The following is a 25262-nucleotide window of genomic DNA, read 5'->3' on the forward strand; positions in this document are numbered from 1 at the left end:
AAGCTTAGTCACAGAGAGGCAATTGGCATTGTGAACTGTGGAGTTCACTTATTCAGGGATATATTGAAATGAGTAGGGCATAAAGAATAGCGAGCTTAAAAAAGCAAAAAGCCAGAGCAGCGTGAACTGTTCTGGCTTTTCTAATTTGGTGGCCCCTCCCAGATTTGAACTGGGGACCGAACGATTATGAGTCGTGCGCTCTAACCACTGAGCTAAGGGGCCGTAGGGCATAGATTATAGGGGAAGCATTCAGTGGTGTCTAGACACTATGAGGGACAATTCCGCTTACATCTTAGCCACTTAAATCACACAGGTACAAAAAAGGTGAGCCATAGCTCACCTTTTCTTAATTATGCTTAAAATCTAATCACATCAATGTGTGTGATTACTCGTCTAGGAAGCTGCGCAGAGTTTCTGAACGGCTTGGGTGACGAAGTTTACGTAGTGCTTTTGCTTCGATCTGACGGATACGTTCACGAGTTACGTCGAACTGCTTACCAACTTCTTCAAGAGTATGGTCAGTGTTCATGTCGATACCGAAACGCATACGCAGTACTTTAGCTTCACGAGGTGTTAGGCCAGCAAGAACGTCTTTAGTTGCACCGCGTAGGCTAGTTGCCGTTGCAGAGTCTAGAGGTAGTTCTAACGTTGTATCCTCGATGAAATCACCTAGATGCGAATCTTCGTCGTCACCGATTGGTGTCTCCATAGAGATTGGCTCTTTAGCAATTTTCAGTACTTTACGGATCTTGTCTTCAGGCATTTGCATGCGCTCAGCTAGCTCTTCCGGAAGTGGCTCACGACCCATCTCTTGTAGCATTTGACGAGAGATACGGTTTAGTTTGTTGATCGTTTCGATCATGTGAACCGGAATACGGATAGTACGAGCTTGGTCGGCAATCGAACGAGTGATTGCTTGACGGATCCACCATGTAGCGTAAGTCGAGAACTTGTAACCACGACGGTATTCAAACTTATCAACCGCTTTCATCAGACCGATGTTACCTTCTTGGATTAGATCCAGGAATTGTAGACCACGGTTTGTGTACTTCTTAGCAATCGAGATTACTAGACGCAAGTTCGCTTCAACCATCTCTTTCTTCGCACGACGAGCTTTCGCTTCACCGATAGACATACGACGGCTGATGTCTTTGATGCTTTGAACTGTCAGAGAGGTCTCTTTCTCGATCATGTCCAGTTTCTGGATTGAACGACGAATATCACCTTCGTGACGTTTGATCTTTTCTGCGTATGGCTTATCAGAAGCAAGAACTTCATCTAACCATGCTTCGCTTGATTCGTTGCCAGTAAATAGAGCAATGAAAGATTTCTTCGGCATTTTGCCGTACTCAACCGTTTGACGCATGATTAGGCGTTCTTGAGTACGTACACGATCCATAGAGTTACGCAGTTCGTTTACTAGGTAATCAAACTGTTTTGGTGTTAGGCGGAACTCTTTGAATACGTCTTGCATCATTGTTGTTGCAAGCATTGCTTTCGGGCTTTCATGACCGTATTCGTTGATCGCTAGCTGACGGTTTTGGTAGCTAGTACGAAGCGCTGTGAACTTCTCAAGAGCAAGCTCAGGGTCGATACCTGTATCTTCTTCTTCCTCTTCAGCTTCATCATCAACGTCTTCTGCGTCTTCGTCATCCAGATCAGTTTCAGCAAGTTCTGAACCGATGTGAGTTGCTGTTGGTGCAGCGGTGCCATCGTCATCTGGGTCAACGAAGCCGTTGATTAGGTCTGTTAAGCGAATCTCTTCTGCTTGTACACGGTCAAACTGTTCCAAGATGTATGGAATAGTACCTGGGTACTCAGCAACAGAAAGTTGAACGGTATTGATACCATCTTCAATGCGCTTCGCAATGTCGATTTCGCCTTCACGAGTCAGTAGTTCAACTGTACCCATTTCACGCATGTACATGCGAACTGGGTCAGTAGTACGGCCAATCTCGCTTTCTACGCTTGAAAGCGCAGCAGCTGCAGCTTCGGCAGCGTCTTCATCTATATTGGCATCGTCATCATTAAGCGCTAGATCATCAGCATCAGGTGCAGTTTCAACTACTTTGATGCCCATGTCGTTAATCATTTGAATGATGTCTTCTACCTGTTCAGAATCCACGATTTCTGCAGGTAGGTGGTCGTTTACTTCGGCGTAGGTCAGATAGCCTTGTTCCTTGCCTTTAATAACAAGTAATTTAAGCTGTGACTGCGGATTTTGATCCATAGATGATATCCAACTTCAGGTCTGGTGAAGGACGTTGCATTCTCAAATGCAAACCAATTATGTTAACAAATTAATTAAATGCTGACTAATCAAACAGGGTTACGCTTTTAGATCTAGCATTAAAGCTAGTAGCTCCCTTTTTTCTTCGGCTGATAAACCGACACTTCTTGCTTTGGCCTGCAGGTTTTCAATTTGTTTTTCAACGCACTGGGCAAGTATTTTGTCCAATGAGTCTAAAAATATGTCTTCTTGATTGTCTTCGTCGAGGGGGATTTCCCAGCTCGCGAGACGAGACAGAAGAGCCTCATGTTTATTATCTCGCCAGTGCTCTAATAACTGGCCGGTGTTGATATGGGGATGCGCGTGGCATTTATCAAGTACTTCGACGAATAAACTTAGTCCTGGCAATGGTAAGCCTTTGACACTTGATAAATCCGGTACCATATCAGCATAGCTCGGATTTTGGATAAGCAAAGCGATAACTTCACGCATTGGAGTTCGCTTGAGCTCTTTATGCGGTTGAGGTGTCGGGTTCTGTGTATGAACACGAGCACGCCTCAGTTGGTTATCAAATCCAGTTCGTTCATCCAATAACTTTTCGAGCAATTCTTGGAAATAACTGTCAGGAATTTTATTAATTAAGGCGCTTGCGTGAGCACGCAGTGCCGATTTTCCTTCGGTTGTTCCCAAGTTAAGTTTGTGTATTTCTATCAGGTTGTCGAACAAATAGGTCGACAGTGGCGTTGCATTTTGGACGAGCTGCTCAAAAGCGGCCTTACCATGTTCTCTAATATAGCTATCTGGGTCTTCACCATCGGGCAAGAACAGAAACTTGAGTGTGTTACCTGTTTTCAGGTACTCAAGTGCGTTTTCTAGAGCGCGCCATGCGGCCTCTTTACCAGCTCGGTCACCATCGTAACAACAAACCACAGTGCTGGTTTGTCTAAACAGCATCTGGATGTGGTCACCGGTTGTTGAGGTGCCTAGTGAAGCCACCGAGTAATCTACACCATATTGCGCAAGCGCTACGACATCCATGTAACCTTCAACCACAAGGACTTGAGGCGGTTCACGGTATGCCTGCAATACTTCATAAAGGCCATACAGTTCTTTACCTTTATGGAAGATAGGCGTCTCTGGTGAGTTGAGGTATTTTGGTGTGCCGTCTTCTAAGACACGACCACCAAAACCAATTACACGACCACGACGATCACGAATCGGGAACATGACACGGCCACGGAATCGGTCGTATCGGTTGCCTTTATCATTCTCGATCAACATGCCGCCGGTCACGAGCATGTCTTGGGCTTCTTTTTGTTGGCCAAAGTTCTTACGAACTAAGTCCCACTCATCTGCCACGTAACCAATGCCAAACTTCTGGACGATTTCGCCCGATAGACCACGATTTTTAAGGTACTCAATCGCAGGTTTATTGGCTGCTATTTTTAGCTGAGAACGATAGAACTGGCTAATGCCGCCCATCAAATCATAGAGGTTACGTTTTTGTTCAGTGTTGGCTCTTGGTGCGGTAGAGATCTCACCGCTACGTTGTTCTCTTGGAACATCGAGCCCTAAGAAAGAGGCGAGCTCTTCAATAGCTTCAACGAATTCAAGACGTTCGAACTCCATAATGAAGTCGATGGCATTGCCGTGTACGCCACAACCAAAACAGTGATAAAACTGTTTCTCTTGGCTTACGCTAAAAGAGGGAGTCTTTTCGTTATGAAACGGACAACAAGCGCCGTAGTTTTTGCCTTTTTTCTTAAGTTTCACGCGTGCGTCTATGATGTCGACAATGTCGAGACGCGCTAGGAGATCATCGATGAAACTACGCGGGATGTGTCCTGCCATAAAACCTTAGAAAAATGCACTAACTGATAGTGTGGATAATAATAGTTTGAATGGGTTACAGATACAAACAAGCCGTGCGTTCCGAAGGATTGCACGGCTTGTTGCAATTTGATTTGGGATTAAGCGAGTTTAGAACGAACTAAACCACTAACTTTACCCATATCTGCACGCCCTTGAATTTGTGGTTTCAAGATAGCCATTACTTTACCCATGTCTTGCATGCCCGCAGGTTGAGCTTCTGCAATTGCGCTATCAAGTAGTGCGATTACTTCTTCTTCAGTAAGCGGTTGAGGCATAAAGCCTTCAAGTACAGCAATTTCTGCTTGTTCCACCTCAGCAAGGTCTTGACGACCAGCTGATTCATATTGAGCAACAGAATCGCGACGTTGTTTAACCATTTTTACTAGTACAGCAAGAATGTCGTCATCGCTCAGAGTAATCTGTTCGTCGACTTCACGTTGCTTTACAGCAGCAAGAGCTAAACGGATAGTGCCAAGGCGCGGTTTGTCCTTGGCTTTCATCGCTAATTTTTGCTCTTCTTTGAGTTGTTCAATAAGAGCCATAACTCAGTCCTTATGGATTAAGTTATTAGTACAGGCGAACGCGACGTGCGTTTTCGCGAGCTAGCTTCTTAGCGTGACGCTTTTGAGCTGCTGCTTTAGCGCGTTTGCGAACTGTAGTTGGTTTTTCGTAGTGCTCGCGACGGCGAACTTCAGAAAGGATACCTGCTTTTTCACAAGAGCGCTTGAAACGACGTAGTGCAACGTCGAACGGTTCGTTTTCACGTACTTTAACTATTGGCATATGCCTTTCACCTCAGGGGTTATTCATTATCGCTGGCTACTGATGACCAAATCAGAAAAATTATCCGTAGACAACTTTCGATTAAGTGTGGTCTCTAACCAGCTTGATCAAAAATGGTGCGGAATTTTAATCCGATCAGAGTGGCTTTGTAAAGCACTTTGTCGATTATAGTCTGTACAATATTTGTTTGAAGAGCTTAGGCAGGGTAATATTGCGCTAATTTCCCATTTTAGACGAAAGCGTGCCGAGAAAATTATGCGCATTATTGGTATTGAAACCTCTTGTGATGAAACAGGAATCGCAATTTATGATGATGAGCAGGGCCTGCTTTCTCATCAATTATACAGCCAAGTAAAGCTGCACGCCGATTATGGTGGTGTAGTACCTGAGCTGGCATCACGTGATCACGTGAAGAAAACAATTCCGCTAATCAAAGCGGCTCTTAAAGAGGCAAACCTAACCTCTAAAGACATCGATGGTGTCGCTTACACTGCTGGCCCTGGCCTTGTTGGTGCGCTGCTTGTTGGTGCAACGATTGGTCGCAGCATTGCTTACGCTTGGGGCGTGCCAGCTGTGCCAGTTCACCACATGGAAGGTCACCTTCTTGCTCCAATGCTAGAAGACAACCCGCCTCCATTCCCATTTGTCGCTCTGCTTGTTTCTGGTGGTCACACCATGATGGTAGAAGTGAAAGGCATAGGTGAATACAAGATCCTTGGTGAGTCGATTGATGATGCGGCGGGTGAAGCGTTTGATAAAACGGCGAAGCTAATGGGCTTAGATTACCCTGGTGGTCCGTTGCTATCTCGATTGGCAGAAAAAGGCACGCCTGGCCGCTTTAAGTTTCCGCGTCCAATGACGGATCGTCCGGGCTTGGATATGAGCTTTTCTGGTCTAAAAACCTTTGCTGCGAACACGATTCGTGACAACGACGATAGCGAACAAACTCGTGCCGACATCGCGTATGCATTCCAAGAGGCGGTTTGTGGTACCTTGGTAATCAAGTGTAAGCGTGCCTTGGAACAGACGGGCATGAAACGTATAGTGATTGCTGGTGGCGTAAGTGCAAACAAACAACTGCGTGTTGAACTTGAAGCACTTGCTAAGAAAATTGGCGGCGAGGTTTACTACCCGCGCACTGAGTTCTGTACTGATAACGGTGCGATGATCGCTTATGCCGGTATGCAGCGCCTGAAAAATGGTGAGACTGCAGACCTTTCAGTTCAAGCCACACCGCGTTGGCCGATTGACCAATTAGAGCCAATTGCGTAAGACATCAAAATGTTTCGATAAACGGTCGCCTAGTGCGGCCGTTTTTATATCTTAGCTTACCGACTATATGTCGATAAATTATTGCTGATAGAGATTAGGGAAGAAGATGAACAAGTTCACTATAGATAATCAATCGATGGCGTACCTAGATGAAGGCGAAGGCCCAGTTGTTGTTCTAGGACACAGCTACCTTTGGGATAGTGCGATGTGGAAACCACAGGTTGAAGCATTAAAATCTCAGTACCGTTGTATTGTGCCTGAGCTTTGGTCTCATGGTGAGTCTCAAGCGGCACCGAGCGCAATGGGCAACCTAAAAGACTACGCTCAACATGTTCTGGCACTACTTGACCATTTAAACATCGAAGAGTTTTCTATGGTGGGTTTATCGGTTGGTGGTATGTGGGGCACCGAGCTTGCGGAGCTAGCACCGTCACGTATCAAATCTTTGGTGCTGATGGACACTTTCGTTGGCTTAGAGCCAGAAGTCGCACACGCGAAGTACTTCAGCATGCTAGACACCATTTCTCAAACTAAGATGGTTCCTCAACCGATTGTTGAAGCGGTTGTGCCACTGTTCTTTGCTAATGATGCACAAACTAACACGCCAGCTTTGGTTGAAGGCTTTACTCAACAGCTATCGGCATTACAGGGCGAGCAAGCAGAACAAGTCGCTCGAATTGGTCGTATGGTGTTTGGACGTCGTGACATGATTGAAACGATTGAGAACTTTGCGCTACCTGTATTGGTTGCTGTCGGCCAAGAAGACAAACCACGCCCAGTACTTGAATCTTACCTGATGCATGATTGTATTTCGGGTAGTGAATTAGTGGTGATCCCTGGCGCAGGACATATTAGCTCGCTAGAGCAGCCTGAGTTTGTAAACACCATGTTGAAAGAGTTTTTAGGTAAGCACCTGCTGTAGGCTTCCTACCCGTTAAAACTATCGGCTTAACTTTAAATTTAGGTTAAGCCGATTTTTTTTGTCCGAGTTTTGGTTCACTGCCGTCCAGTAGGCGGCGGATGTTCTGGTGATGGCGCAGCACGATCAAGCAACATAGCATGGCCACGGGTAAGGTGTATTGAGGTTTGACTAACCAAGCGTAGAAAGGGGCAAGCAGCACGGTCACCAATGCAGCCAGAGACGAGTATCGAAACAAAAGTGCGACTACTAGCCAAGTTGCCATGATCATTCCGGTTAAGTCGAATCCAATTGGCGCGATAGCACCGAGTGCCGTTGCGACGCCTTTACCACCTTTAAAGTGGAAAAAGATCGGGTACATATGGCCAAGGCAAGCTGCAATCGCAACGACACCTAAGATGATTGAGTCGATACCGAGAAAGTAACCAAGCCAGACTGGAATGGTGCCTTTTAACATGTCACAGAGTAATACTGCTGCTGCTGCGCCTTTGCCACCGACACGTAATACATTGGTCGCACCTGGGTTGTTGGAGCCCACCGTTCTGGGATCTGGAAGCCTTAAGACTCGGCATATCAAGACCGCACTAGAGATTGAACCTAGCAAATAGGCAGCAATGATCATGATAAGTGCCAATGGGGTCATGTCTGTCCTTTAACGGTTATACGCCTAACGATGGGAAAATAATGCTCAATCCAAGAGTAATTGATATCATATCTCGAATTACGCAAATAATACGTTTTTTTCCCAAATTTGGGTATCCGACCTCTAAAAGGACAAGTCATGGCACTGGATAAAGTTTTCATTGAGAAGCTAGAAGTAATTACAACGATCGGTGTTTACGATTGGGAACAAGAGATCAAACAGAAACTGGTGCTTGATATTGAAATGGCTCATGACAACCGCCCAGCAGGCAAGAGTGATGATGTGGTTGATGCTTTGGATTATTCGAAAGTGAGCACAGCAGTACTTGATCACATTGCGAATGGCCGTTTTCTACTAGTAGAGCGTGTTGCTGAAGAAGTCGCAGAGCTTATTATGACTCAGTTCTCTGTTCCTTGGGTTAAAATCCACCTAGCGAAGCCTGGTGCGGTTCCTCAAGCAAAAGCGGTGGGTGTGATCATCGAACGAGGTCAAGTATGACCATCGCCTATGTTGGTGTTGGCACGAATATAGACCGCGACAAGCATGCAAGGGTGGCATGGACAGAGCTTCAATCGTTAGGGACTAACCTTAAATGCTCTAAAATCTATCACTGTGAGCCTGTTGGTTTTAATAGCCATCCATTTTATAACTTTGTGATAGAGCTCGACACGCCACTTTCATTGACTGAATTTTCACAAGAACTTCGTAAAATTGAGTACAAATGGGGGCGTGCGCAAGATGCACACAAACTTCAGGATCGAAATTTGGATCTTGATATTGTACTGTTTGGCGATGAGATATCTGAGTCTGCTCCAGAGTTACCGCGCAGTGATATCTATAAATATCCTTTTGTAACACAACCACTTTATGATCTTTGTCCTGCGAGAGTGATCCCGCAAGACGGAAGAACCGTCAGTGAAATATGGCAGAAGATGCAGCAACTAGACTCGCTCTCTGTCGTAGATATAAAACTATAATTTTAAAGGTAAGTAATGAGTTATTTTGAAGCGTTTATATTGGCGTTGGTGCAAGGCTTTACTGAGTTTTTACCTATTTCCAGTTCGGCACACTTGATCCTTCCATCAGCGGTTTTAGGCTGGGAAGATCAGGGTTTAGCTTTTGATGTCGCGGTCCATGTCGGTACTCTGGCCGCGGTCGTGATCTATTTCCGTAAAGAAGTGATTTCGTTGTTGAGCGCATTCTTCGGCTCAGTATTTAAGGGCGACCGCAGCAAAGAAGCGAAATTGGCATGGATGATCATCCTTGCGACGATTCCTGCATGTATCTTTGGCCTGTTAATGAAGGACATTGTTGAGCTTTACCTGCGTAGTGCATGGGTGATTGCGACAACGACAATCGTCTTTGGTCTGTTGTTGTGGTGGGTAGATAAGAACTCAAGCCTACGTGATGATGAGTACCAAGCGGGCTGGAAAAAAGCGTTGTTTATTGGTCTTGCTCAAGCAATGGCGATTATCCCAGGAACGTCACGTTCAGGCGCCACGATTACAGCAGCACTTTACCTTGGCTTTACTCGTGAAGCAGCAGCTCGATTCTCTTTCCTAATGTCTATCCCAATCATCACTTTAGCTGGTGGTTACTTAGGCCTTAAGCTGGTGACCAGTGGCGACCCAATCCATGTGGGCACATTGCTAACAGGTATTGCGGTGTCTTTCATCAGCGCTTACATCTGTATTCACTTCTTCTTGAAGCTTATCTCACGTATGGGCATGGCACCGTTTGTTATCTACCGCCTAATCCTAGGTTGTGGTCTGTTTGCTTTCTTAATGATGCAGTAACAGTCTCGTCGTAGAATTGAAAAAGCCCGCTTAACTGCGGGCTTTTTAATACGTGCTTACTAACAGATTGAAGATCAACTATGAGTGAGTTCTGATAGCGCGCCTTCAATGGCTACTGCTCTGCGCTTCTCTTGCTCTTCTCGAATATCTTTACCTTTAAAGCCATCGGCAATAATTGCTTTTACTTCAACTTGCAGCGCCGCTTGATAGGCCGCTTCAAAACGAGCCTTTTGAGGGTAAGGCTGATCTTCTAACCCTTTGCGACCAGCGTGGTCAGCTTGGCAACAAAGCAAGATGTCGTTAAGGCGATCTGGTTTGCGCCAAACATCGAACTTGTTGAGAACTTTAAGGAAAGTTGTCGGCTTGAGCTCGCCTGCACGATGAATGTTTGAGTGCTGCTCACACACTAATAGTGCGAGGTCTCTGAATTCATTGGGCACTCTCACTCGCTCACACAGTTTCTTGATGATCTTAACACCTGTGTGGCAGTGCATCTTATGGCTTGGCCATTCAGCTTGTGGTGTCACGCCTTTACCTAAGTCATGCACTTGAGCGGCAAAGCGTACCGGCAGTGATGGGCTTAATAGCGCTGCTTGCTGAGCCACCATCAGAGTATGGATACCCGTGTCGATTTCAGGGTGCCACTTTTCCGGTTGAGGAACACCAAATAGAGCGTCAATCTCTGGCAAAACAACCGCTAATGCACCGCACTCTCTCAACACTGATAGGAACACTTCCGGATGTGGCGTGCTGAGTGATTTGTGCCACTCTTGCCACACTCGTTCAGCAGTAAGGTGAGCAAGTTCTCCAGATTCAACGATCGTCGCCATCATGGCCATGGTTTCCGGTGCGACGGTAAAGCCGAGATGGTGAAGCTTGGCAGCGAAGCGCGCAACTCGCAGTACTCGAAGCGGATCTTCAACAAAGGCATCGGATACGTGTCTAAGAATACGATCGGAGAGATCTTGCTGGCCGTGGTAAGGATCGTGAAGGTTGCCGGCATCATCTTGAGCGATGGCGTTGATCGTTAGATCGCGACGCGTGAGATCTTCTTCTAGGCTCACATCTGGCGCGAAGTAACATTCGAAGCCTGTGTAACCAGAGCCTGATTTTCTTTCTGTGCGCGCCAGTGCATGCTCTTCCTTGGTTTTGGGGTGCAAGAATACTGGGAAATCTTTACCTACCGCAGTGAAGCCAAGGCTTTCCATCTCTTGAGGCGTACTGCCGACCACCACCCAATCTTTATCGTAGCTATCAATATTGAGTAGCTTATCGCGCACCGCTCCACCGACTAGATAGCGCTGTAGCCCATTCTCTTTTGGTAGGCTATCGTATATTTGCAACTTATCACCTCGAAATGTTTTATCACTGCTGGACTTTACGGCAAGCAATGGTACTTTCCATTAATCGTAATTATAGGGCAGCACATGTATAAGGAATATTTTGGCTTCGTTGAGATGCCATTTTCGATTGTACCAAATTCTCGCTACTTGTTTTTGAGTCAGCGCCACCAAGAGGCGATGCAGAACCTGCAAGCTGGTTTAGGCGAGGGTGGGGGCTTTGCAATGCTCACTGGTGAGGTGGGAACCGGTAAAACAACGGTCGCTAAGGCGATGTTGTCTTCTCTTGATAGCCACACTCAAGCTGGCCTTATACTCAACCCTACATTTTCCAATACTGATTTGCTTGAAGCTATCTGTGATGAGTTCGAGATCGACTATCCGCAGCAGGCATCACTCAAGCAACTGAGTCAGGCGATTCACTATTTCTTATTGGATAGCCATGCGGAAGGTATTCAAACCTTATTGGTGATAGATGAAGCTCAGCACTTAGCTGCTGATGTTTTGGAGCAGCTACGCCTTTTAACGAACTTGGAAACTGACAGCCGCAAGCTATTAAAAGTATTGCTGGTTGGTCAACCTGAATTACAACAGCACCTGCAGACTACGCAATTGCGCCAACTAGCTCAGCGTATTACGGGACGCTACCATTTGTTGCCGCTCAACATTCAAGAGACCGTTAAGTACATCGCGTTTCGTTTAGAGACGGCTGGTGGCGAGCAGATGCTGTTTTCGAATCGTTCCGTTAAGCTGATTGCTCAATATACTCATGGTATTCCAAGATTGATTAACTTGGTGTGTGATAAGGCGCTGCAGCTAGCGTTTCATGATGGAGAGCCAACGCCGAGCAATGACATGGTCAACAAAGCGTGTCAGCAGATCATGGCTTTTCAAGCCGAGGTTTACCATGTCGATAAACCTCGAGTAGCGAGCGCGCTACCAAAACTAGTTAAATACGCGAGTGCTACTACCTTGAGTGTCGCGCTTGCGATGGCGACCTTTCACTTCGCTCCAACCTACATTGATTCGTGGCTAACAATCCAGCCTTCGAATGAAGCCCAAGCATTAAGCTCAGCAAAGGTGCAGCGGTCGTTAGTCGCAGATATGCCTAAGGTGGTTGTTGAGCCTGAGATAGACAAGTTCGCATTGCCAGCACATATTCAGCAACACTTGATGCAAGGAACTAACCGTTCACTGGCGATCAAGGACTTATATACGCTTTGGGGATACCAATCATCCCTACGTGACGGTTTATGTCTGAGCGAGCCACAAAGCGTGTTCGTATGTGAGCAACAACAAGCAAGCTTAGATCACCTTCTAGAGTTAGGCGTTCCTGTGGTATTGAACCTAGATGTAGAGCAAGAGCCAGTGTTTGCGGTGCTTTATGGTGCATCACAAGACGCTGTCGAGTTACTGGTGAATGAAAAACTGTTAGTCATGCCGAAGCAGTCTCTAGAGAAGGTTTGGCATGGCGATTATGTCGCGATTTGGAAACAGCCGCTGCGAGAGACGTTGAAAGAGGGCTATCAGGGTGAAGCTGTCGCTTTGCTTGATTTGTTGCTTTCTGAGGTTCTTGGAGAGGTTGTATCTGGTAGTGATGTATTTGATTACGAATTAAAAATGAAAGTCGAAGCATTTCAAACTTGGCAGGGCATGTCGGTCGACGGTATTGCTGGTCAACGAACTTTAGCGAGGTTACAAAGATTAGCTCAGCTAGATTCTCCTAAGTTAATGTCATTAAGCGGAGGAGCGAGCTAATGTCACGCATTATGCATGAGTTGAATCAGTCCCCAGACAAATCTAGCTTCAAGGGCTACCAAAACCATCAAGTGCCGAGTTCTGCTAAGGGTATAAGCAACAAACGCGGTTCGTCGTTGGCTATGGGGTTGCTTGTTTTACTTGTGCCTTCTCTATTGGTAGGTGGTGCCTTGGTGTATCAATCTTACTATCAACAGCAAACGGTTAACCAAGCTACTATTAGTTCGAGTTTAGAATCAGAGACCCAGCCTGTTCAAGCCAAAGATATCGAAACGGCTGATTTGAATGTTGAAGAAGAAGTCGAAGATGAGCCTCTATTTGTGGTGCGTCCAGCGCCGACCGGCAAGACGCTAAAATCGTTACCTCGCCAAGAGGTTTATGCTCAGGTTAATTCTGACAGCACTAACTTTTCTAGTGGAGTTACCGTACCGGTAGTCACTGCCGAGAGCAGTGCGCGAACGGCCGATGATTCGGAGCTGTCATTCGTTGAGCCGAAAGTTGAACCTGGTGTCAGCAATGAAAGTAATTATCAGCAATCAGACAGCGATCTACTACAAGGGCTAGACTTGACCGAGTTACCGCCTGACTTAGCATTGAAGCTAGAAGCGATTATGGAACAGCAGCCAAATGAGCCTGAGCCAATGGATTCGCGACCAGCAAGCCAGATGGAACCTCAAGTTATTGAGCTCGAAAATCACGTTAAAAGTTTGTCTGGTGTATTACCTAAGCTCGACTTGCAAACCCATATGTACTCAAGCAGTGAGAACAAGCGTTGGGTTAAAGTGAATGGGCAAGAGGTGTCGCAGGGAGATTGGATTGGCAACGATGTGCAATTGCTAGAGATAAAGCCGCAATCTGTAGTTGTTGAATTTAACCAGCAGAAGATAGAAATTCCTGCTTTGTATGAGTGGAAGGGCTAACCTAAGGCTACAGCAAGTACTTTGATAAAATGCTGAGATAAATAAAAAGGAGCACTTAGGTGCTCCTTTTTGGTGTTCGATATTGAATTTACTTTGTTCAACGCAAAACAGTCAAACGAAACGCTTACGCCCAGCCGTTTGGTGACTTTTTACGACGAGGAATGATGTGTGGCAGAACAAGGCCTAGAAGTAGACCGATACCTGCAACACCACCACCGTACATGAAGTACTTCAATAATAGGTCATCTTTCTGCGTGTCTAGCTTAGCGCGTAGCTCACGGTTTTCTGTTTGAGAGCTTGTTAGCTGTTGGCTAATCTCGCTGTAGTTCTGCTCAAGTTCAGCAATCTGCTTATTACGAGAATCTAGAGAACTTGCTAGGCCTGCCTTTTCGCTGTCAGCCGTTTGACGTGCATTAGCCAGCTTAGTTTTCACTTCCGTCAGCTCTTTTTCAAGCTTAGGCATGCGCAGAGCCATGCTCTCTCTTGTGCTTACAAATTTGCTCTCAACCCAACCTTTACGGCCACGGTTGTCTTGGATCTGAGTGTAACCTGTGCTCTTGTTTGCTTGCAGGTAAGTGATCTTCTCACCAGCATCAACACTGCCGATGATACGGTAGGTGTTGTTTGGGCCAGAATGCATATAAGTAAATAGTTTGTCAGCAATATAACGGTCTTGTGCAAAGGCAGCTGGAGCCGCAAGCATTGCGAACAAAACTAAGCTAATCAGTTTTTTCACAGTAAATCCCTTAACGATTCAAGTTGGGTAGGCGGATGAGTCAGCCTCAATGAGCAAATAATATTTAGTTTCTTTATGCGGTGCAACAAAGAAGGGAGGCAAAGCCTCCCTTTCTGTGCGTTTGAGGCAATAATGACATGGCATTTACATATCGTTACTGAAGCTCACATAACTCTGACGCTAGCATTACCTAACGCAGTGGCAATTACATGCTAAACATAGCCTGAATACCGTAGAAGAACACAACAGCAAGTAGAGCACCTGCTGGCAGCGTCACAATCCACGAAGCTACGATATTACGTACAACACCTAAGTTCAGTGCCGCGATACCACGAGCAAAACCAACACCCAATACCGCACCAACTAGTGTTTGTGTCGTAGAGATTGGAAGACCAGTACCTGATGCTAGAACAACCGTACATGCTGTAGCAAGTTGCGCTGCAAAGCCACGGCTTGGTGTTAGTTCAGTGATACCAGTACCAACTGTTGCCATTACCTTATGACCAAGAGTTGCAAGACCAACCACGATACCAAAACCACCTAGAGGAAGAATCCACCATGCGATAGTACTCTTACCTGTGATTTCGCCCATGTGCTCAACCGTTGATACAACAGCAGACAGTGGACCAATCGCGTTTGCAACGTCGTTTGAGCCGTGTGCGAATGCCATCGCACAAGCTGTGATAACCATTAGTACAGAGAAGATGCCTTCAACACCAGCAAAGCCGTGGTCTTCTTCGCGGTTAGCGAATTTCTTCTGGATGTATAGGTAACCACCAATCATTACAACAGCAGATACGCCTGCAGCCCAAACCCATGCTTCAGTGTTGCTTAGGTGAAGACCAACGTGCTTAAGACCTTTCTTGATTGTTACCAGTGCAATTACCATCGTTGTGATGAACATGTACACAGGAACGAAACGTTTAGCGTTGAATAGTGGGTTCTCAGTATCAAAAATCAGTCGCTGAGCACTCACAAAGATAACGTAAGCGAAGAAACCAGAGATGACAGGAGTAATAATCCAACTACCCACGATACCTTGAACGCTGCCCCAGTCTACCGCTTCAGTACCTACAGATACGCAAGCGAAACCGATGATTGCACCGATGATTGAGTGAGTAGTAGAAACAGGCCAGCCCATGTATGAAGCTAGAAGTAACCATGTACCAGCAGCAAGAAGCGCTGACATCATACCGAATACAAGTACGTCTGGTTGATGTGCGAATAGAGACGTCTCGATAACACCTTTACGGATCGTATCGGTAACTTCGCCACCGGCAAGATATGCACCAGCGAATTCAAAGATCATTGCGATAATGATCGCTTGTTTAACGGTTAGAGCTTTAGAGCCTACTGAGGTGCCCATTGCGTTCGCAACGTCATTTGCACCAATACCAATAGCCATCAAGAAACCGAAAGCTGCTGCAACAATAATCAGGACAGTGCCGTAGTTAGCAAGGATATCCATCGTAATACCTAGTTGTTTGATAACAAGCGGAACAAATTTAGACGCAAAAAACCGCTCAGCGAGAGAAATACTCAACGCATAAGTGGTTTGTTCAAAAAATGCTCTTCGTTATATGGTTAACGTATGATTTAAGATCGAGAAAGCATTACTTCAAGACGAGCGCCTACACGCTGTGCTTGATCTGCAATACCACCAACCCATTCAAGAATTTTGTATAAGAACATGATATCAACTGGATTCAGATCGCCTTCAATCGCCATTAGTTGTTGGCGTAGTTCGATCTGCATCGCATCCGTGTCATCTTCAATTACATCTAATTGATGAATCATTTCAGCAACGAGTGTTACTTCGCGGCCTTTAAAGCCAGTCTCAAGTAATTCGTCTAGTTCATTGATTACGTTTTGTGCTTGGTTCGCTGCATCTAGACAACGTTTAACGTAAGCGATGAAGTTTTCTTGTAGAGGAGCAGGAATGACAAGTTGACGGCCATATACACGGCCAGCAATGTCTTTCGCTAGGTTTGCTAGTTTGTCTTGCTGAGTTAATAGCTCCAACATGTCGGTGCGATCAACAGGCATAAACAAACCACGAGGAAGTTTAAGGCGAATTTCACGTTTTAGTACGTCAGCTTCTTTCTCAAGGTGAGAAATCTGAGCTCGAATTTCAGCTGCTTTTTCCCAGTCACCCTTTGAAGAAACTTCAAAGAAATTAACTAGGTGAGAACAACATTCGTTCACGCATACTACGTGACGCTGCAAAGGTTTAATTGGGGACTTTGCAAATAACCCCATAATTGTATTTACTGGCATGGTCATCCAACCTAATAAATAATAACCTTAAAACAACATACACCATATTCATGGTGAAATGTTAAGCGATGGCTACAAAGTCGCGCATGTTAACCTAATCAATCTCTCATTAAAACTGTTTTAGATCATCATAAGGGTGATATTTCTGACTTGCCGACTTTGAAAATTGGCAATATCCTGTCCCTATCTTCACAGAAAGGTATAACTATGGAAACCGAGATAGAACTGAAGTTTTTTGTTTCTCCTGACTTTTCAGAGACTTTACGCAATAAAATTGCTGAAACTAAAGTACTTCAGCACAGTTGTCGTGAGCTAGGTAACATCTACTTTGACACCCCTGACAACTGGCTACGCAAGCACGATACCGGCTTGCGCATTCGACGCTTTGATGACGTATTTGTACAAACGGTAAAGACAGCTGGTCGCGTTGTTGCAGGTCTACACCAAAGGCCTGAATACAATGCAGAACACGACAGCAATCAGCCTAAGCTTGCCTTGCATCCAGAAGATATCTGGCCTGAAGGTAAAGACATCGAAACACTGGAAGCCGAGCTTACTCCACTCTTCTCTACTAACTTCACACGAGAGCAGTGGCTGATTGGTATGCCTGATGGTAGCCAAGTTGAGGTTGCCTTTGACCAAGGTTTCGTTGAATCAGGCGATCAGCAAGAGCCGATTTGCGAGGTTGAACTCGAACTTAAATCCGGTCAAACGGATGCTCTGTTTACACTGTCTCGCCAATTCTGCGAACAAGGTGGTATGCGCTTAGGTAACTTAAGCAAAGCTGCTAAGGGTTACCGACTTGCTCAAGGTTATCAAGGCGATGAAGTTACTCCTTTGACCTTAGTTGATACTGACAAAACTGATACCGTTGAATCGTGTTTCATTCAATCTTTAGAGCATGCTCTCGCTCATTGGCATTATCACGAGCAAATTTTCACCGAGCGTCAATCGATTGAAGCCCTTCATGAGATCAGCCATTCATTGAGCTTTATCCGCCAGACTTTCACCATTTATGGCGGCATTGTGCCAAGACGTGCCAGCGCCATTTTACGCCAAGAGCTGAAATGGCTAGAGCAAGAGTTAGATTGGCTGAAAAGCTATGATCATTTTGAGGATTTACTAGAAGATAAAGGCCACGTTCTGCGTAAGCTTGATGCTCGTAAGTTCTTAGTGGCAGAGCTAAAAGAGATGCAAGAGCAATTGCCAGATCGTGAAGAGTTACTGACTCTATTGAGCTCTGCTCGCTACACCGGTCTTTTGCTTGATTTAAGCCGGTGGATTCTTACCCGAGGCTGGCAGCCATTCTTGGACGACAAAGCGCGTGAGCAAATGGGACGCGGAATTGAATGGTTCTCTGTGAAGCAGCTTGACCGTACCTGGGCGGAGCTGATGGAAGCCTTTCCACCAGAGCGCGTGATGACGAGCCAAGCCTACATCGACCAGCAGTATCGTTTGATGCGTAACCTTTACTCTGGTGTTGGCTTTGCGAGCTTGTACGATGACGATGAGCGTAATAGCTTCCGTTTACCTTGGGCAGACATGGTGCAAGGTATTGACGATTTGCTGATGCTGCGAACCTTAGAGCCACTCACTGAAAAGTTAGAAGGTGACGAGAAGGACCAGTTAGAACGTTGGCTTGCTCGACAAGAAGTTTCGATTCTGCATGCGATGGAGCAGACTCGCCAAATCAGTGTTGAAGTTGAGCCATACTGGCAAGACTAGTCTCGACACTAATATCCATTGTTAAATAGGGCTTCGGCCCTATTTTTTTGTCTGTCGTTCAAGCGACTCGAGCCGTTCAAGTATCTGTTGTTGCTGTTCTAAAATCTTATCCAGTTTGCGTTCTTTGTTTTCTAACTGTTGGTTTTGAAGGTCGGTTGGCTCGGTAATTAGCGAGGTGATTAGACCTGAGATCATACCAAACACGCCAACCCCACAGATGATCACAATTGACGCGATTAACTGACCTGCAGTGGTTACTGGATAGTGGTCACCATAGCCAACCGTACTGATGGTGACGAAAGCCCACCATAATGCATCATGGCCAGTCGTGATATTGGCATTAGGATCTTTGTGTTCCAATAGCAGGATCGTGCCAGCCCCGATCGTCAGTAAGATCACCAAAAGCAGAATGATGGAAGCGAAAGTGGTTTCTTTCCTATTGCGAAACAACTCTCTGAAAATACGTTTGCTCGAACGCAGAACCAAGATGACTCGCAGAATTTGAAAAATACGAGCGAAACGGAGCGGCTCGATCATTGGGATGCTTGCCAAGAAATCGATCCAGTGTACTTTGAGGTATTCTTTCTTATTTTGTGATCTGAATAGATCAATCGTGAGCTGAAAAAGAAAAACACTACAGATTATAAAATCGAGGCCGATAAGGACTTGTTTCGATTCTTTATCAATCGGCGCAAACAACAAGCCAGAGATCACAAATAACGCTAAGAAAGAGAGAATCAGTGATAATAAGCTCATCGGCTTAGGTGTGTCTTTGATACTATTTAACATTCATACGAGGCTCAAAATAAATCGCGAACCTGAGTAAATCAGCCATCTCGCGGGTATAGAAGCCATCAATATATAAGAGTTAATGGAGAACTGACAATGACTAAACTGTCATTCAAGCCGTGGGAAAGGGTAATCTCTGATATTCGTCTCGTTCCGAAAATGATCATGCTAATGGTGTTCAGTACCATCTTGATCATTTCTAAGCAGTTATGGGATGCGAGCACGTTTTACGATTCATTGCTTGCTGCAACGAACAATGCTCAGGTTGCACAGCAGCATTACGAGACTTACCTAGTTCAAGTCGCTTGGCAGACAGGCTTGATGATCATTGTGTTTGTGGTTCTTCTATTAGCGGCGGCTCGTGTGATGCTGCGTCAAACTCAATACCTCAGTGATGCTATCAAAACGATGGCAGACAAAAACCTATCTGTGCCGATTCACATGGATTGTAAAGATGAGTACGGCGATGTAGCACGTGAGCTAGAAAAAACACGAGTGCAGCTACACGATATGGTGAAAGCTCAATTGGCTTCTTCTGATGAGCTATTTGCTCTAACAGAAGTGATGACCATCAGCATGTCAGAGACCAAAGAGTCTGCTCAAGAAGAGTTTAACGAGATCGACCAACTGGCAACGGCAATGAGTGAAATGACCTCTACCGTTCAAACGGTTGCTGAACATGCACAAAGCGCTTCTTCTCTTACTGAACAAGCATCAGGCCAAGCATTGACGGGGCAGAAGTTCGTTCAGGGCTCTGTATCTAAGATGAGTGAACTCTCTTCAGATATCGCAGCATCTGCAGCAGCGGTAAACCAAGTTGAAGAGCGCGTTGATTCAATCGGTAGCGTTGTCGGTACTATCCAAGGCATTTCAGAACAAACCAACCTATTGGCACTAAACGCAGCGATTGAAGCAGCGCGTGCAGGTGAAGCTGGTCGTGGTTTTGCTGTGGTTGCTGATGAGGTTCGTAACCTTGCACAGCGCACTCAGCAAGCAACTGTCGAGATTCAAGATATGATCAGTCATCTACAAAGCAGTGCTAACTCTGCGGTAGAGCTGATGGAAAAGAGTGTTGTTGAAGCGGCTGAAGGTGTAGATCTGGTGACTAATGCTGGCTCTGAGCTTGACGGTATCGTAAGCCAAGTGAACCAAATCAATGACATGAATTTCCAGATTGCTACGGCTGCAGGCCAGCAGAGCAGCGTTGCGGAAGAGATGAGTGTTAACCTGACCAATGTTCGTGAGCTTGTTGAAGCTTCGGTTGTAGTGGTCGGTGAGCTGCTAGAAACTTCTCAAATCATGCAAAGTAATGCAGAAGAACTGGACGGTAAGATTAAGCAATTTAAGGTATAGCGTTACTTGCTCAGTCCCCGTTGTTAGTGCCTGTTTTCTAGAGAGAAAGGTCTAACTCGATAAGTTAACCGATAAAACGCCCACATTACTTATGTGGGCGTTTTTTATTAGCGTAACTTTGGTATAACTTATCTTATACCAATCGTAGTAAATAACTGGTCACCCTAGCTTGTTAAAAATCTCGATAACAGCGTTAGAATTTTTGAATGTAGAATAACTACTTATCGAAAAATCCAGCCTTGTTCTCAAGCTTTTTTCCTACGCTATCTCTGAACACTTACTTACTGTGATTGGTATTAGCTATGAAAACTCGTTATTGAAAAACTGAACCGATAAATTAATTGTTCGCGCGCAGCTTATACAAGGAAGAAACATGCCATTGCCTCCTCAACTCGTCACTCATTCGCAGTCAGCTTATGAGCAATTATTAGAGCACCAAAGTGAAGCCATTAATGCTTGGCCAGAGCCGCTAATTGAAGACCTTAAACGCGTCTTAGGATTAAGCTGCTTTATTGGTGATTGCTTACAACGTGACACGACCTTATCGACGACTCTACCGGATATGTTGGAATGTGAGGAGCGTGCAGAAGGGTATCGTGGACGATTGGCTGAGCTGCTTTCTGGTTGCACAGACGAAATGAGCGGCCAGCGAGTGCTGCGTCAATTCCGCAACCGAGAAATGACCTATATTGCATGGCGTGACTTTATGGGCTCTTGGGAGCTTGAGCAGAGCTTAAGCCATCTCTCTATGTTGGCAGAAGCGATGATCTTCGAGACCTATCAATGGCAGTACGATATTTGCTGTAAAGAATGGGGCACACCTTGTAATGAACAAGGTGAAGCACAACCGATGCTTATCATTGGCATGGGCAAACTTGGTGGTGGTGAGCTCAACTTTTCTTCTGATATCGATCTTATTTTTACCTATCCTGAAAACGGTGAAACCCAAGGAGCAAGACGCAGTATCGCTAATGCGCAGTTCTTCACCCGCTTAGGGCAACGTATTATCAAAGCACTCGATCAACAAACCTTTGATGGGTTCTGTTACCGAGTCGACATGCGCCTGCGTCCGTTTGGTGAGAGTGGTCCCTTGGTAATGAGTTACGCTGCACTAGAAGATTACTACCAAGAACAAGGGCGAGACTGGGAACGCTACGCCATGGTTAAGGCACGCGTAATGGGCAGTGAGATGTACCCAGAATATCAAGAGCTGCGCAAGATGCTACGCCCGTTTGTATTCCGTCGTTATATCGATTTCAGCGCGATTCAATCTCTGCGCCGCATGAAATCGATGATCAGCAGTGAAGTACGTCGTCGTGGCTTATCCAATAATATCAAGCTCGGCTCAGGCGGTATTCGTGAGGTTGAGTTCATAGCACAAGTCTTTCAACTGATTCGTGGTGGCCGTGAGCCTAGCCTACGTGGGCGAGGGCTTTTAGAGACCTTAACTGCCATTGACTCTCTGCATCTCCTAGAACCGCAAGAAGTAGCTGACCTGCGCGATGCTTACCTATTTTTACGTCGTCTAGAGAACTTGTTACAGGCGATGGCAGACAAGCAAACCCAGACACTACCGGATGGCGAGTTTGAACAACTTCAGCTTGCGGTTGCTATGCAATTCAATGATTGGGAGAGTTTGATTACTGCAACTAGAACCCATATGGCGAATGTACATAGTGTATTCGAAGAGCTGATTGGGATTGATGAAGAGGACGCTAATCCAATCGCGAGTCACTTCAGCGAGTTGTGGGATATGGCCCACAAGCCGGATGTTATCGAGCATGTATTGCAGCATGATATTGCTATCGCCAACCCACCAGAAGCGGCGAAGACCATCATTCAATTTAAAGCGGATATCGCTAAGAAAACTCTTGGCCCGCGTGGACGTGAAGTTCTCAATCGACTGATGCCGAAAGTCTTTCAGGCCTTGTATACCGCTAAAGACGCTGAGTTTGGCTTATCGCGTGTACTGCATCTACTGCATAAAATCGTCACGCGTACCACTTATCTAGAGTTGCTCGATGAGCATCCTGCCGCGTTGACTCAACTTGTTCGTTTATGTACGGCGAGCCCAATGATCTCAGAACAGCTTGGACGTTACCCAATTTTGTTAGATGAACTTATCGACCCTCAACAGCTCTATAATCCAGTACCACTGGAGTCTTATAAGACAGAATTACGTGATTACCTTGCTCGTATTCCTGAAGACGACATGGAGCAGCAGATGGAAGGCCTGCGTCAGTTTAAGCAGACTTGTATCCTGAGAATTGCCGCGGCTGATATAGCGGGTGTGCTGCCAGTTATGAAGGTGAGTGATCACCTGACTTACTTAGCGGAAGCGATTGTTGAAGCTGGCGTAAACCAAGCTTGGTTACAGGTGTCGGCTAAGTTTGGTGAGCCTATTCACCTTAAAGACCGTGAAGGTCGCGGCTTTGCGGTTGTCGGCTACGGTAAAGTGGGCGGCTGGGAGCTAGGTTACAACTCAGACCTCGATATTGTGTTTATGCACGACTGCCCGGTACACATCTATACTGATGGTAAGAAAGAGATTGATGGCCGCCAATTTTATCTTAGGTTGGCGCAGCGTATTATTCATATATTCTCGACTAGAACCGCGTCGGGGATCCTGTATGAAGTCGATACTCGCTTGCGTCCATCGGGAGCTTCGGGCTTGTTGGTTAGTCCAACCGATGCCTTTGATGAGTATCAACATAACGATGCATGGACATGGGAGCATCAAGCACTGACTCGAGCTCGTATGATCTACGGTGATGAGCAATTGGCTTCCGCATTCAATAAAACACGTCATGAGGTGTTGTGTCTGCCACGTGATGAAGCCACGTTGAAAAAAGAGGTGGTGGATATGCGAGAAAAAATGCGCGACCACCTTGGCGGAAAAAAAGCCAATCGATTCATGCTCAAACAAGACGCTGGTGGTATTACTGATGTTGAGTTTTTGGCGCAATACTTGGTGTTACGCTACAGCCACGAGAAGCCAAAACTGACACGTTGGTGTGACAATGTCAGAATCTTTGAGAGCTTGTTATCACAAGGAATCATGGATGAGCAACAAGGCATGGCATTGACTCATGCATACACAACGCTACGCGATGAAATACATCACCGTAATCTCCTCAACCTAGACGCGGATGTGGCGATTGATAAGTTCGGAATGGAAAGAGAACATGTGGTTCAAGCATGGAAGCAGTGGATGGAAGCGTAACTTGTCTTGCGCTTAACTATCACAGTGCCTATCGAGATAGGCTTTACTCATTTTTCTATGGTTTAGCCACTGTAATCAGTGTGCTAGACTCTAGCCAGATTCGATTTTTGGAGCTCAACAATGAAACCAATTCTACCTGACTACAGCCAATCAGGTGTTCTTATTGTCGGTGACGTCATGCTTGATCGTTACTGGTATGGTCCAACTGGCCGTATTTCACCAGAAGCACCAGTGCCTGTGGTAAAAGTAGAAAATAACGAGGAGCGCCCTGGTGGTGCTGCTAACGTAGCAATGAACATTGCTTCGCTTGGCGGTCATGCTCATGTTGTTGGTTTAACTGGTAAAGATGAACCAGCTGAGGTGTTGAAAAATACCTTAGGTGCGCTGAAGGTTAAGTGTGATTTTGTTGAGTTAGAAGACTACCCGACCATCACCAAACTACGAGTGATGAGCCGTGGTCAGCAGTTGATTCGTCTTGATTTTGAAGACAAATTTGAAAACACCAATCCAGAGCTTATTCTATCTCGTATGGAGCAAGCGCTGCCAAATGTGCGCTCGGTGATCTTGTCAGATTACGCGAAGGGTGCATTAGAGCATGTACAGAGCTTCATTCAAAAAGCACGTGCAGCGAATGTCCCAGTATTCATCGATCCAAAAGGTGCTGATTTAGAGCGCTACCGTGGTGCGACTTTACTTACGCCAAATATGGCTGAGTTCGAGCTCGTTGCTGGTAAGGTTAAGTCAGAAGAAGATCTAATCGAGAAGGGCATCGCCTTGATCGAAAAGTATGACTTTGAAGCCTTATTGGTGACTCGCAGTGAGAATGGTATGACGTTGCTTCGCAAAGGTCAGGCGCCATTCCACCTGCCAACTCAAGCGAAAGAAGTGTATGACGTGACTGGTGCTGGTGATACGGTTATTTCCGTTCTTGCTGCTTCTGTTGCTGCAGGCAAGCCATTAGATGAAGCGTGTGCATTAGCAAATGCTGCCGCAGGTGTTGTAGTTGGTAAGCTAGGCACATCAACCTTGTCGACAATTGAACTAGCGGAGGCGATTCACGGCAGCCAAGATACAGACTACGGCGTGATCTCGGAAGCGGCACTGGTTGAAGCGGTGAAGCGCGCTCGTGCCAAAGGCGAGAAAGTGGTTATGACCAATGGCTGCTTTGATATTCTGCATGCCGGCCATGTTTCTTACATGAACCACGCGGCTGAACTTGGAGATCGTTTGATCGTTGCGGTTAATACCGACGAGTCTGTTAAGCGTTTGAAAGGTCCAGGTCGCCCTGTGAACCCTACCGATCGTCGTATGGCGGTATTGGCAGGTTTAGGTGCGGTTGATTGGGTTGTTCCTTTCTCTGAAGACACACCTCAACGTTTGATCTCTGAAGTGCTACCAAGCATTTTGGTAAAAGGTGGTGACTACAAACCTGAAGAGATCGCTGGTGGTGCGGAAGTGATTGCTGCGGGTGGTGAAGTTAAAGTACTTAACTTTGAAGATGGTTGTTCGACAACTGAAATTATTAAAGCAATCAAAGGTGGTCGAGGCTAATTTTTAGCTCTGGCTACCCAGTTTAATGGATAATAAAAATGCCGCTCAATGAGCGGCATTTTTGTAGCTGTAGCT

The 25262-nt window shown here is 45.8% G+C and carries 21 protein-coding genes and 1 tRNA gene; 11 read left to right on the forward strand and 11 right to left on the reverse strand.

All coding sequences use genetic code 11. The annotated features are described in order from the left end of the window. Positions 1 to 146: 146 nt before the first annotated feature. From BTO10_RS08635 to rpsU, 5 genes are all read right to left on the reverse strand, one after another. Positions 147 to 222: transfer RNA gene (locus BTO10_RS08635), tRNA-Ile, on the reverse strand. A 163-nt stretch (positions 223 to 385) separates the two neighbouring features. Beyond that, positions 386 to 2230, reverse strand: coding sequence for an RNA polymerase sigma factor RpoD (rpoD, locus tag BTO10_RS08640; RefSeq protein WP_004740789.1), 1845 nt, complete (start codon positions 2228 to 2230; stop codon positions 386 to 388). Positions 2231 to 2329: 99 nt separating this feature from the next. Then, positions 2330 to 4081, reverse strand: a complete 1752-nt coding sequence (dnaG, locus tag BTO10_RS08645; RefSeq protein ID WP_004740788.1) for a DNA primase — start codon at positions 4079 to 4081, stop codon at positions 2330 to 2332. 119 nt (positions 4082 to 4200) lie between these two features. Continuing rightward, complete coding sequence (locus tag BTO10_RS08650) at positions 4201 to 4644, reverse strand: GatB/YqeY domain-containing protein (RefSeq protein ID WP_004740787.1); 444 nt, start codon at positions 4642 to 4644, stop codon at positions 4201 to 4203. 25 nt (positions 4645 to 4669) lie between these two features. After that, entirely contained in the window at positions 4670 to 4885 is a 216-nt protein-coding gene (gene rpsU / locus BTO10_RS08655) for a 30S ribosomal protein S21 (protein ID WP_004396009.1), read from the reverse strand. Positions 4886 to 5140: 255 nt separating this feature from the next. Here rpsU and tsaD point away from each other — a divergent pair, with 255 nt between their 5' ends. Next, on the forward strand, positions 5141 to 6157 hold the full coding sequence (tsaD, locus tag BTO10_RS08660; RefSeq protein ID WP_004740786.1) for a tRNA (adenosine(37)-N6)-threonylcarbamoyltransferase complex transferase subunit TsaD: 1017 nt from the start codon (positions 5141 to 5143) through the stop codon (positions 6155 to 6157). A gap of 106 nt (positions 6158 to 6263) precedes the next feature. Then, the gene (locus BTO10_RS08665) at positions 6264 to 7079 is read left to right on the forward strand and encodes an alpha/beta fold hydrolase (RefSeq protein ID WP_004740785.1); all 816 of its coding nucleotides are present in this window, start codon (positions 6264 to 6266) and stop codon (positions 7077 to 7079) included. Between the two features lie 43 nt (positions 7080 to 7122). Here BTO10_RS08665 and plsY read toward each other — a convergent pair whose 3' ends face one another. After that, on the reverse strand, positions 7123 to 7719 hold the full coding sequence (gene plsY, locus BTO10_RS08670; protein WP_004740784.1) for a glycerol-3-phosphate 1-O-acyltransferase PlsY: 597 nt from the start codon (positions 7717 to 7719) through the stop codon (positions 7123 to 7125). Between the two features lie 138 nt (positions 7720 to 7857). Here plsY and folB point away from each other — a divergent pair, with 138 nt between their 5' ends. The 3 genes from folB to BTO10_RS08685 are packed head-to-tail and all read left to right on the forward strand — an operon-like array spanning position 7858 to position 9515. After that, complete coding sequence (folB, locus tag BTO10_RS08675; protein ID WP_004740783.1) at positions 7858 to 8217, forward strand: dihydroneopterin aldolase; 360 nt, start codon at positions 7858 to 7860, stop codon at positions 8215 to 8217. Next, positions 8214 to 8696, forward strand: a complete 483-nt coding sequence (gene folK, locus BTO10_RS08680; RefSeq protein ID WP_004740782.1) for a 2-amino-4-hydroxy-6-hydroxymethyldihydropteridine diphosphokinase — start codon at positions 8214 to 8216, stop codon at positions 8694 to 8696. Before folB ends, folK begins: the two co-directional genes overlap by 4 nt. Positions 8697 to 8711: 15 nt before the next feature. Then, positions 8712 to 9515 (forward strand): undecaprenyl-diphosphate phosphatase, encoded by an 804-nt coding sequence (locus tag BTO10_RS08685; RefSeq protein ID WP_105024314.1) that lies wholly within the window; start codon positions 8712 to 8714, stop codon positions 9513 to 9515. Between the two features lie 74 nt (positions 9516 to 9589). Here BTO10_RS08685 and BTO10_RS08690 read toward each other — a convergent pair whose 3' ends face one another. Further along, positions 9590 to 10906: a multifunctional CCA addition/repair protein gene (locus BTO10_RS08690; protein ID WP_105024315.1), complete on the reverse strand. Its 1317-nt coding sequence runs from the start codon at positions 10904 to 10906 to the stop codon at positions 9590 to 9592. Positions 10907 to 10942: 36 nt separating this feature from the next. On the opposite strand from BTO10_RS08690, the gene BTO10_RS08695 reads away from it, so the two are divergent. Further along, positions 10943 to 12613 (forward strand): ExeA family protein, encoded by a 1671-nt coding sequence (locus BTO10_RS08695; protein WP_181143970.1) that lies wholly within the window; start codon positions 10943 to 10945, stop codon positions 12611 to 12613. After that, entirely contained in the window at positions 12613 to 13533 is a 921-nt protein-coding gene (locus BTO10_RS08700; RefSeq protein ID WP_105024317.1) for a general secretion pathway protein GspB, read from the forward strand. The genes BTO10_RS08695 and BTO10_RS08700 overlap by 1 nt, the downstream gene beginning before the upstream one ends. Positions 13534 to 13657: 124 nt before the next feature. On the opposite strand, the gene BTO10_RS08705 is transcribed toward BTO10_RS08700, so the two are convergent. The 3 genes from BTO10_RS08705 to BTO10_RS08715 form a co-directional block, all read right to left on the reverse strand. Beyond that, the gene (locus BTO10_RS08705) at positions 13658 to 14269 is read right to left on the reverse strand and encodes a TIGR04211 family SH3 domain-containing protein (protein WP_004740777.1); all 612 of its coding nucleotides are present in this window, start codon (positions 14267 to 14269) and stop codon (positions 13658 to 13660) included. Between the two features lie 205 nt (positions 14270 to 14474). Next, on the reverse strand, positions 14475 to 15737 hold the full coding sequence (locus BTO10_RS08710; protein WP_105024318.1) for an inorganic phosphate transporter: 1263 nt from the start codon (positions 15735 to 15737) through the stop codon (positions 14475 to 14477). A gap of 128 nt (positions 15738 to 15865) precedes the next feature. Continuing rightward, the gene (locus BTO10_RS08715) at positions 15866 to 16546 is read right to left on the reverse strand and encodes a TIGR00153 family protein (RefSeq protein WP_008222549.1); all 681 of its coding nucleotides are present in this window, start codon (positions 16544 to 16546) and stop codon (positions 15866 to 15868) included. A 207-nt stretch (positions 16547 to 16753) separates the two neighbouring features. Here BTO10_RS08715 and BTO10_RS08720 point away from each other — a divergent pair, with 207 nt between their 5' ends. Continuing rightward, a complete protein-coding gene (locus BTO10_RS08720; protein WP_105024319.1) occupies positions 16754 to 18271 on the forward strand; it encodes a CYTH and CHAD domain-containing protein in 1518 nt (505 codons plus the stop codon). Between the two features lie 39 nt (positions 18272 to 18310). Here BTO10_RS08720 and BTO10_RS08725 read toward each other — a convergent pair whose 3' ends face one another. Further along, the gene (locus BTO10_RS08725) at positions 18311 to 19060 is read right to left on the reverse strand and encodes a potassium channel family protein (protein WP_032498675.1); all 750 of its coding nucleotides are present in this window, start codon (positions 19058 to 19060) and stop codon (positions 18311 to 18313) included. A gap of 96 nt (positions 19061 to 19156) precedes the next feature. On the opposite strand from BTO10_RS08725, the gene BTO10_RS08730 reads away from it, so the two are divergent. The 3 genes from BTO10_RS08730 to hldE all read left to right on the forward strand — a co-directional run bounded on the left by BTO10_RS08730 (position 19157) and on the right by hldE (position 25187). Continuing rightward, positions 19157 to 20413 (forward strand): methyl-accepting chemotaxis protein, encoded by a 1257-nt coding sequence (locus tag BTO10_RS08730; protein WP_004740773.1) that lies wholly within the window; start codon positions 19157 to 19159, stop codon positions 20411 to 20413. A 373-nt stretch (positions 20414 to 20786) separates the two neighbouring features. Continuing rightward, on the forward strand, positions 20787 to 23636 hold the full coding sequence (gene glnE, locus BTO10_RS08735; RefSeq protein ID WP_105024320.1) for a bifunctional [glutamate--ammonia ligase]-adenylyl-L-tyrosine phosphorylase/[glutamate--ammonia-ligase] adenylyltransferase: 2850 nt from the start codon (positions 20787 to 20789) through the stop codon (positions 23634 to 23636). A 120-nt stretch (positions 23637 to 23756) separates the two neighbouring features. Beyond that, a complete protein-coding gene (gene hldE, locus BTO10_RS08740) occupies positions 23757 to 25187 on the forward strand; it encodes a bifunctional D-glycero-beta-D-manno-heptose-7-phosphate kinase/D-glycero-beta-D-manno-heptose 1-phosphate adenylyltransferase HldE (RefSeq protein ID WP_048658013.1) in 1431 nt (476 codons plus the stop codon). Positions 25188 to 25262: the final 75 nt, after the last annotated feature.

The organism is Vibrio chagasii, from assembly GCF_002954585.1.
Classification (GTDB): Bacteria; Pseudomonadota; Gammaproteobacteria; order Enterobacterales; family Vibrionaceae; genus Vibrio; species Vibrio chagasii_A.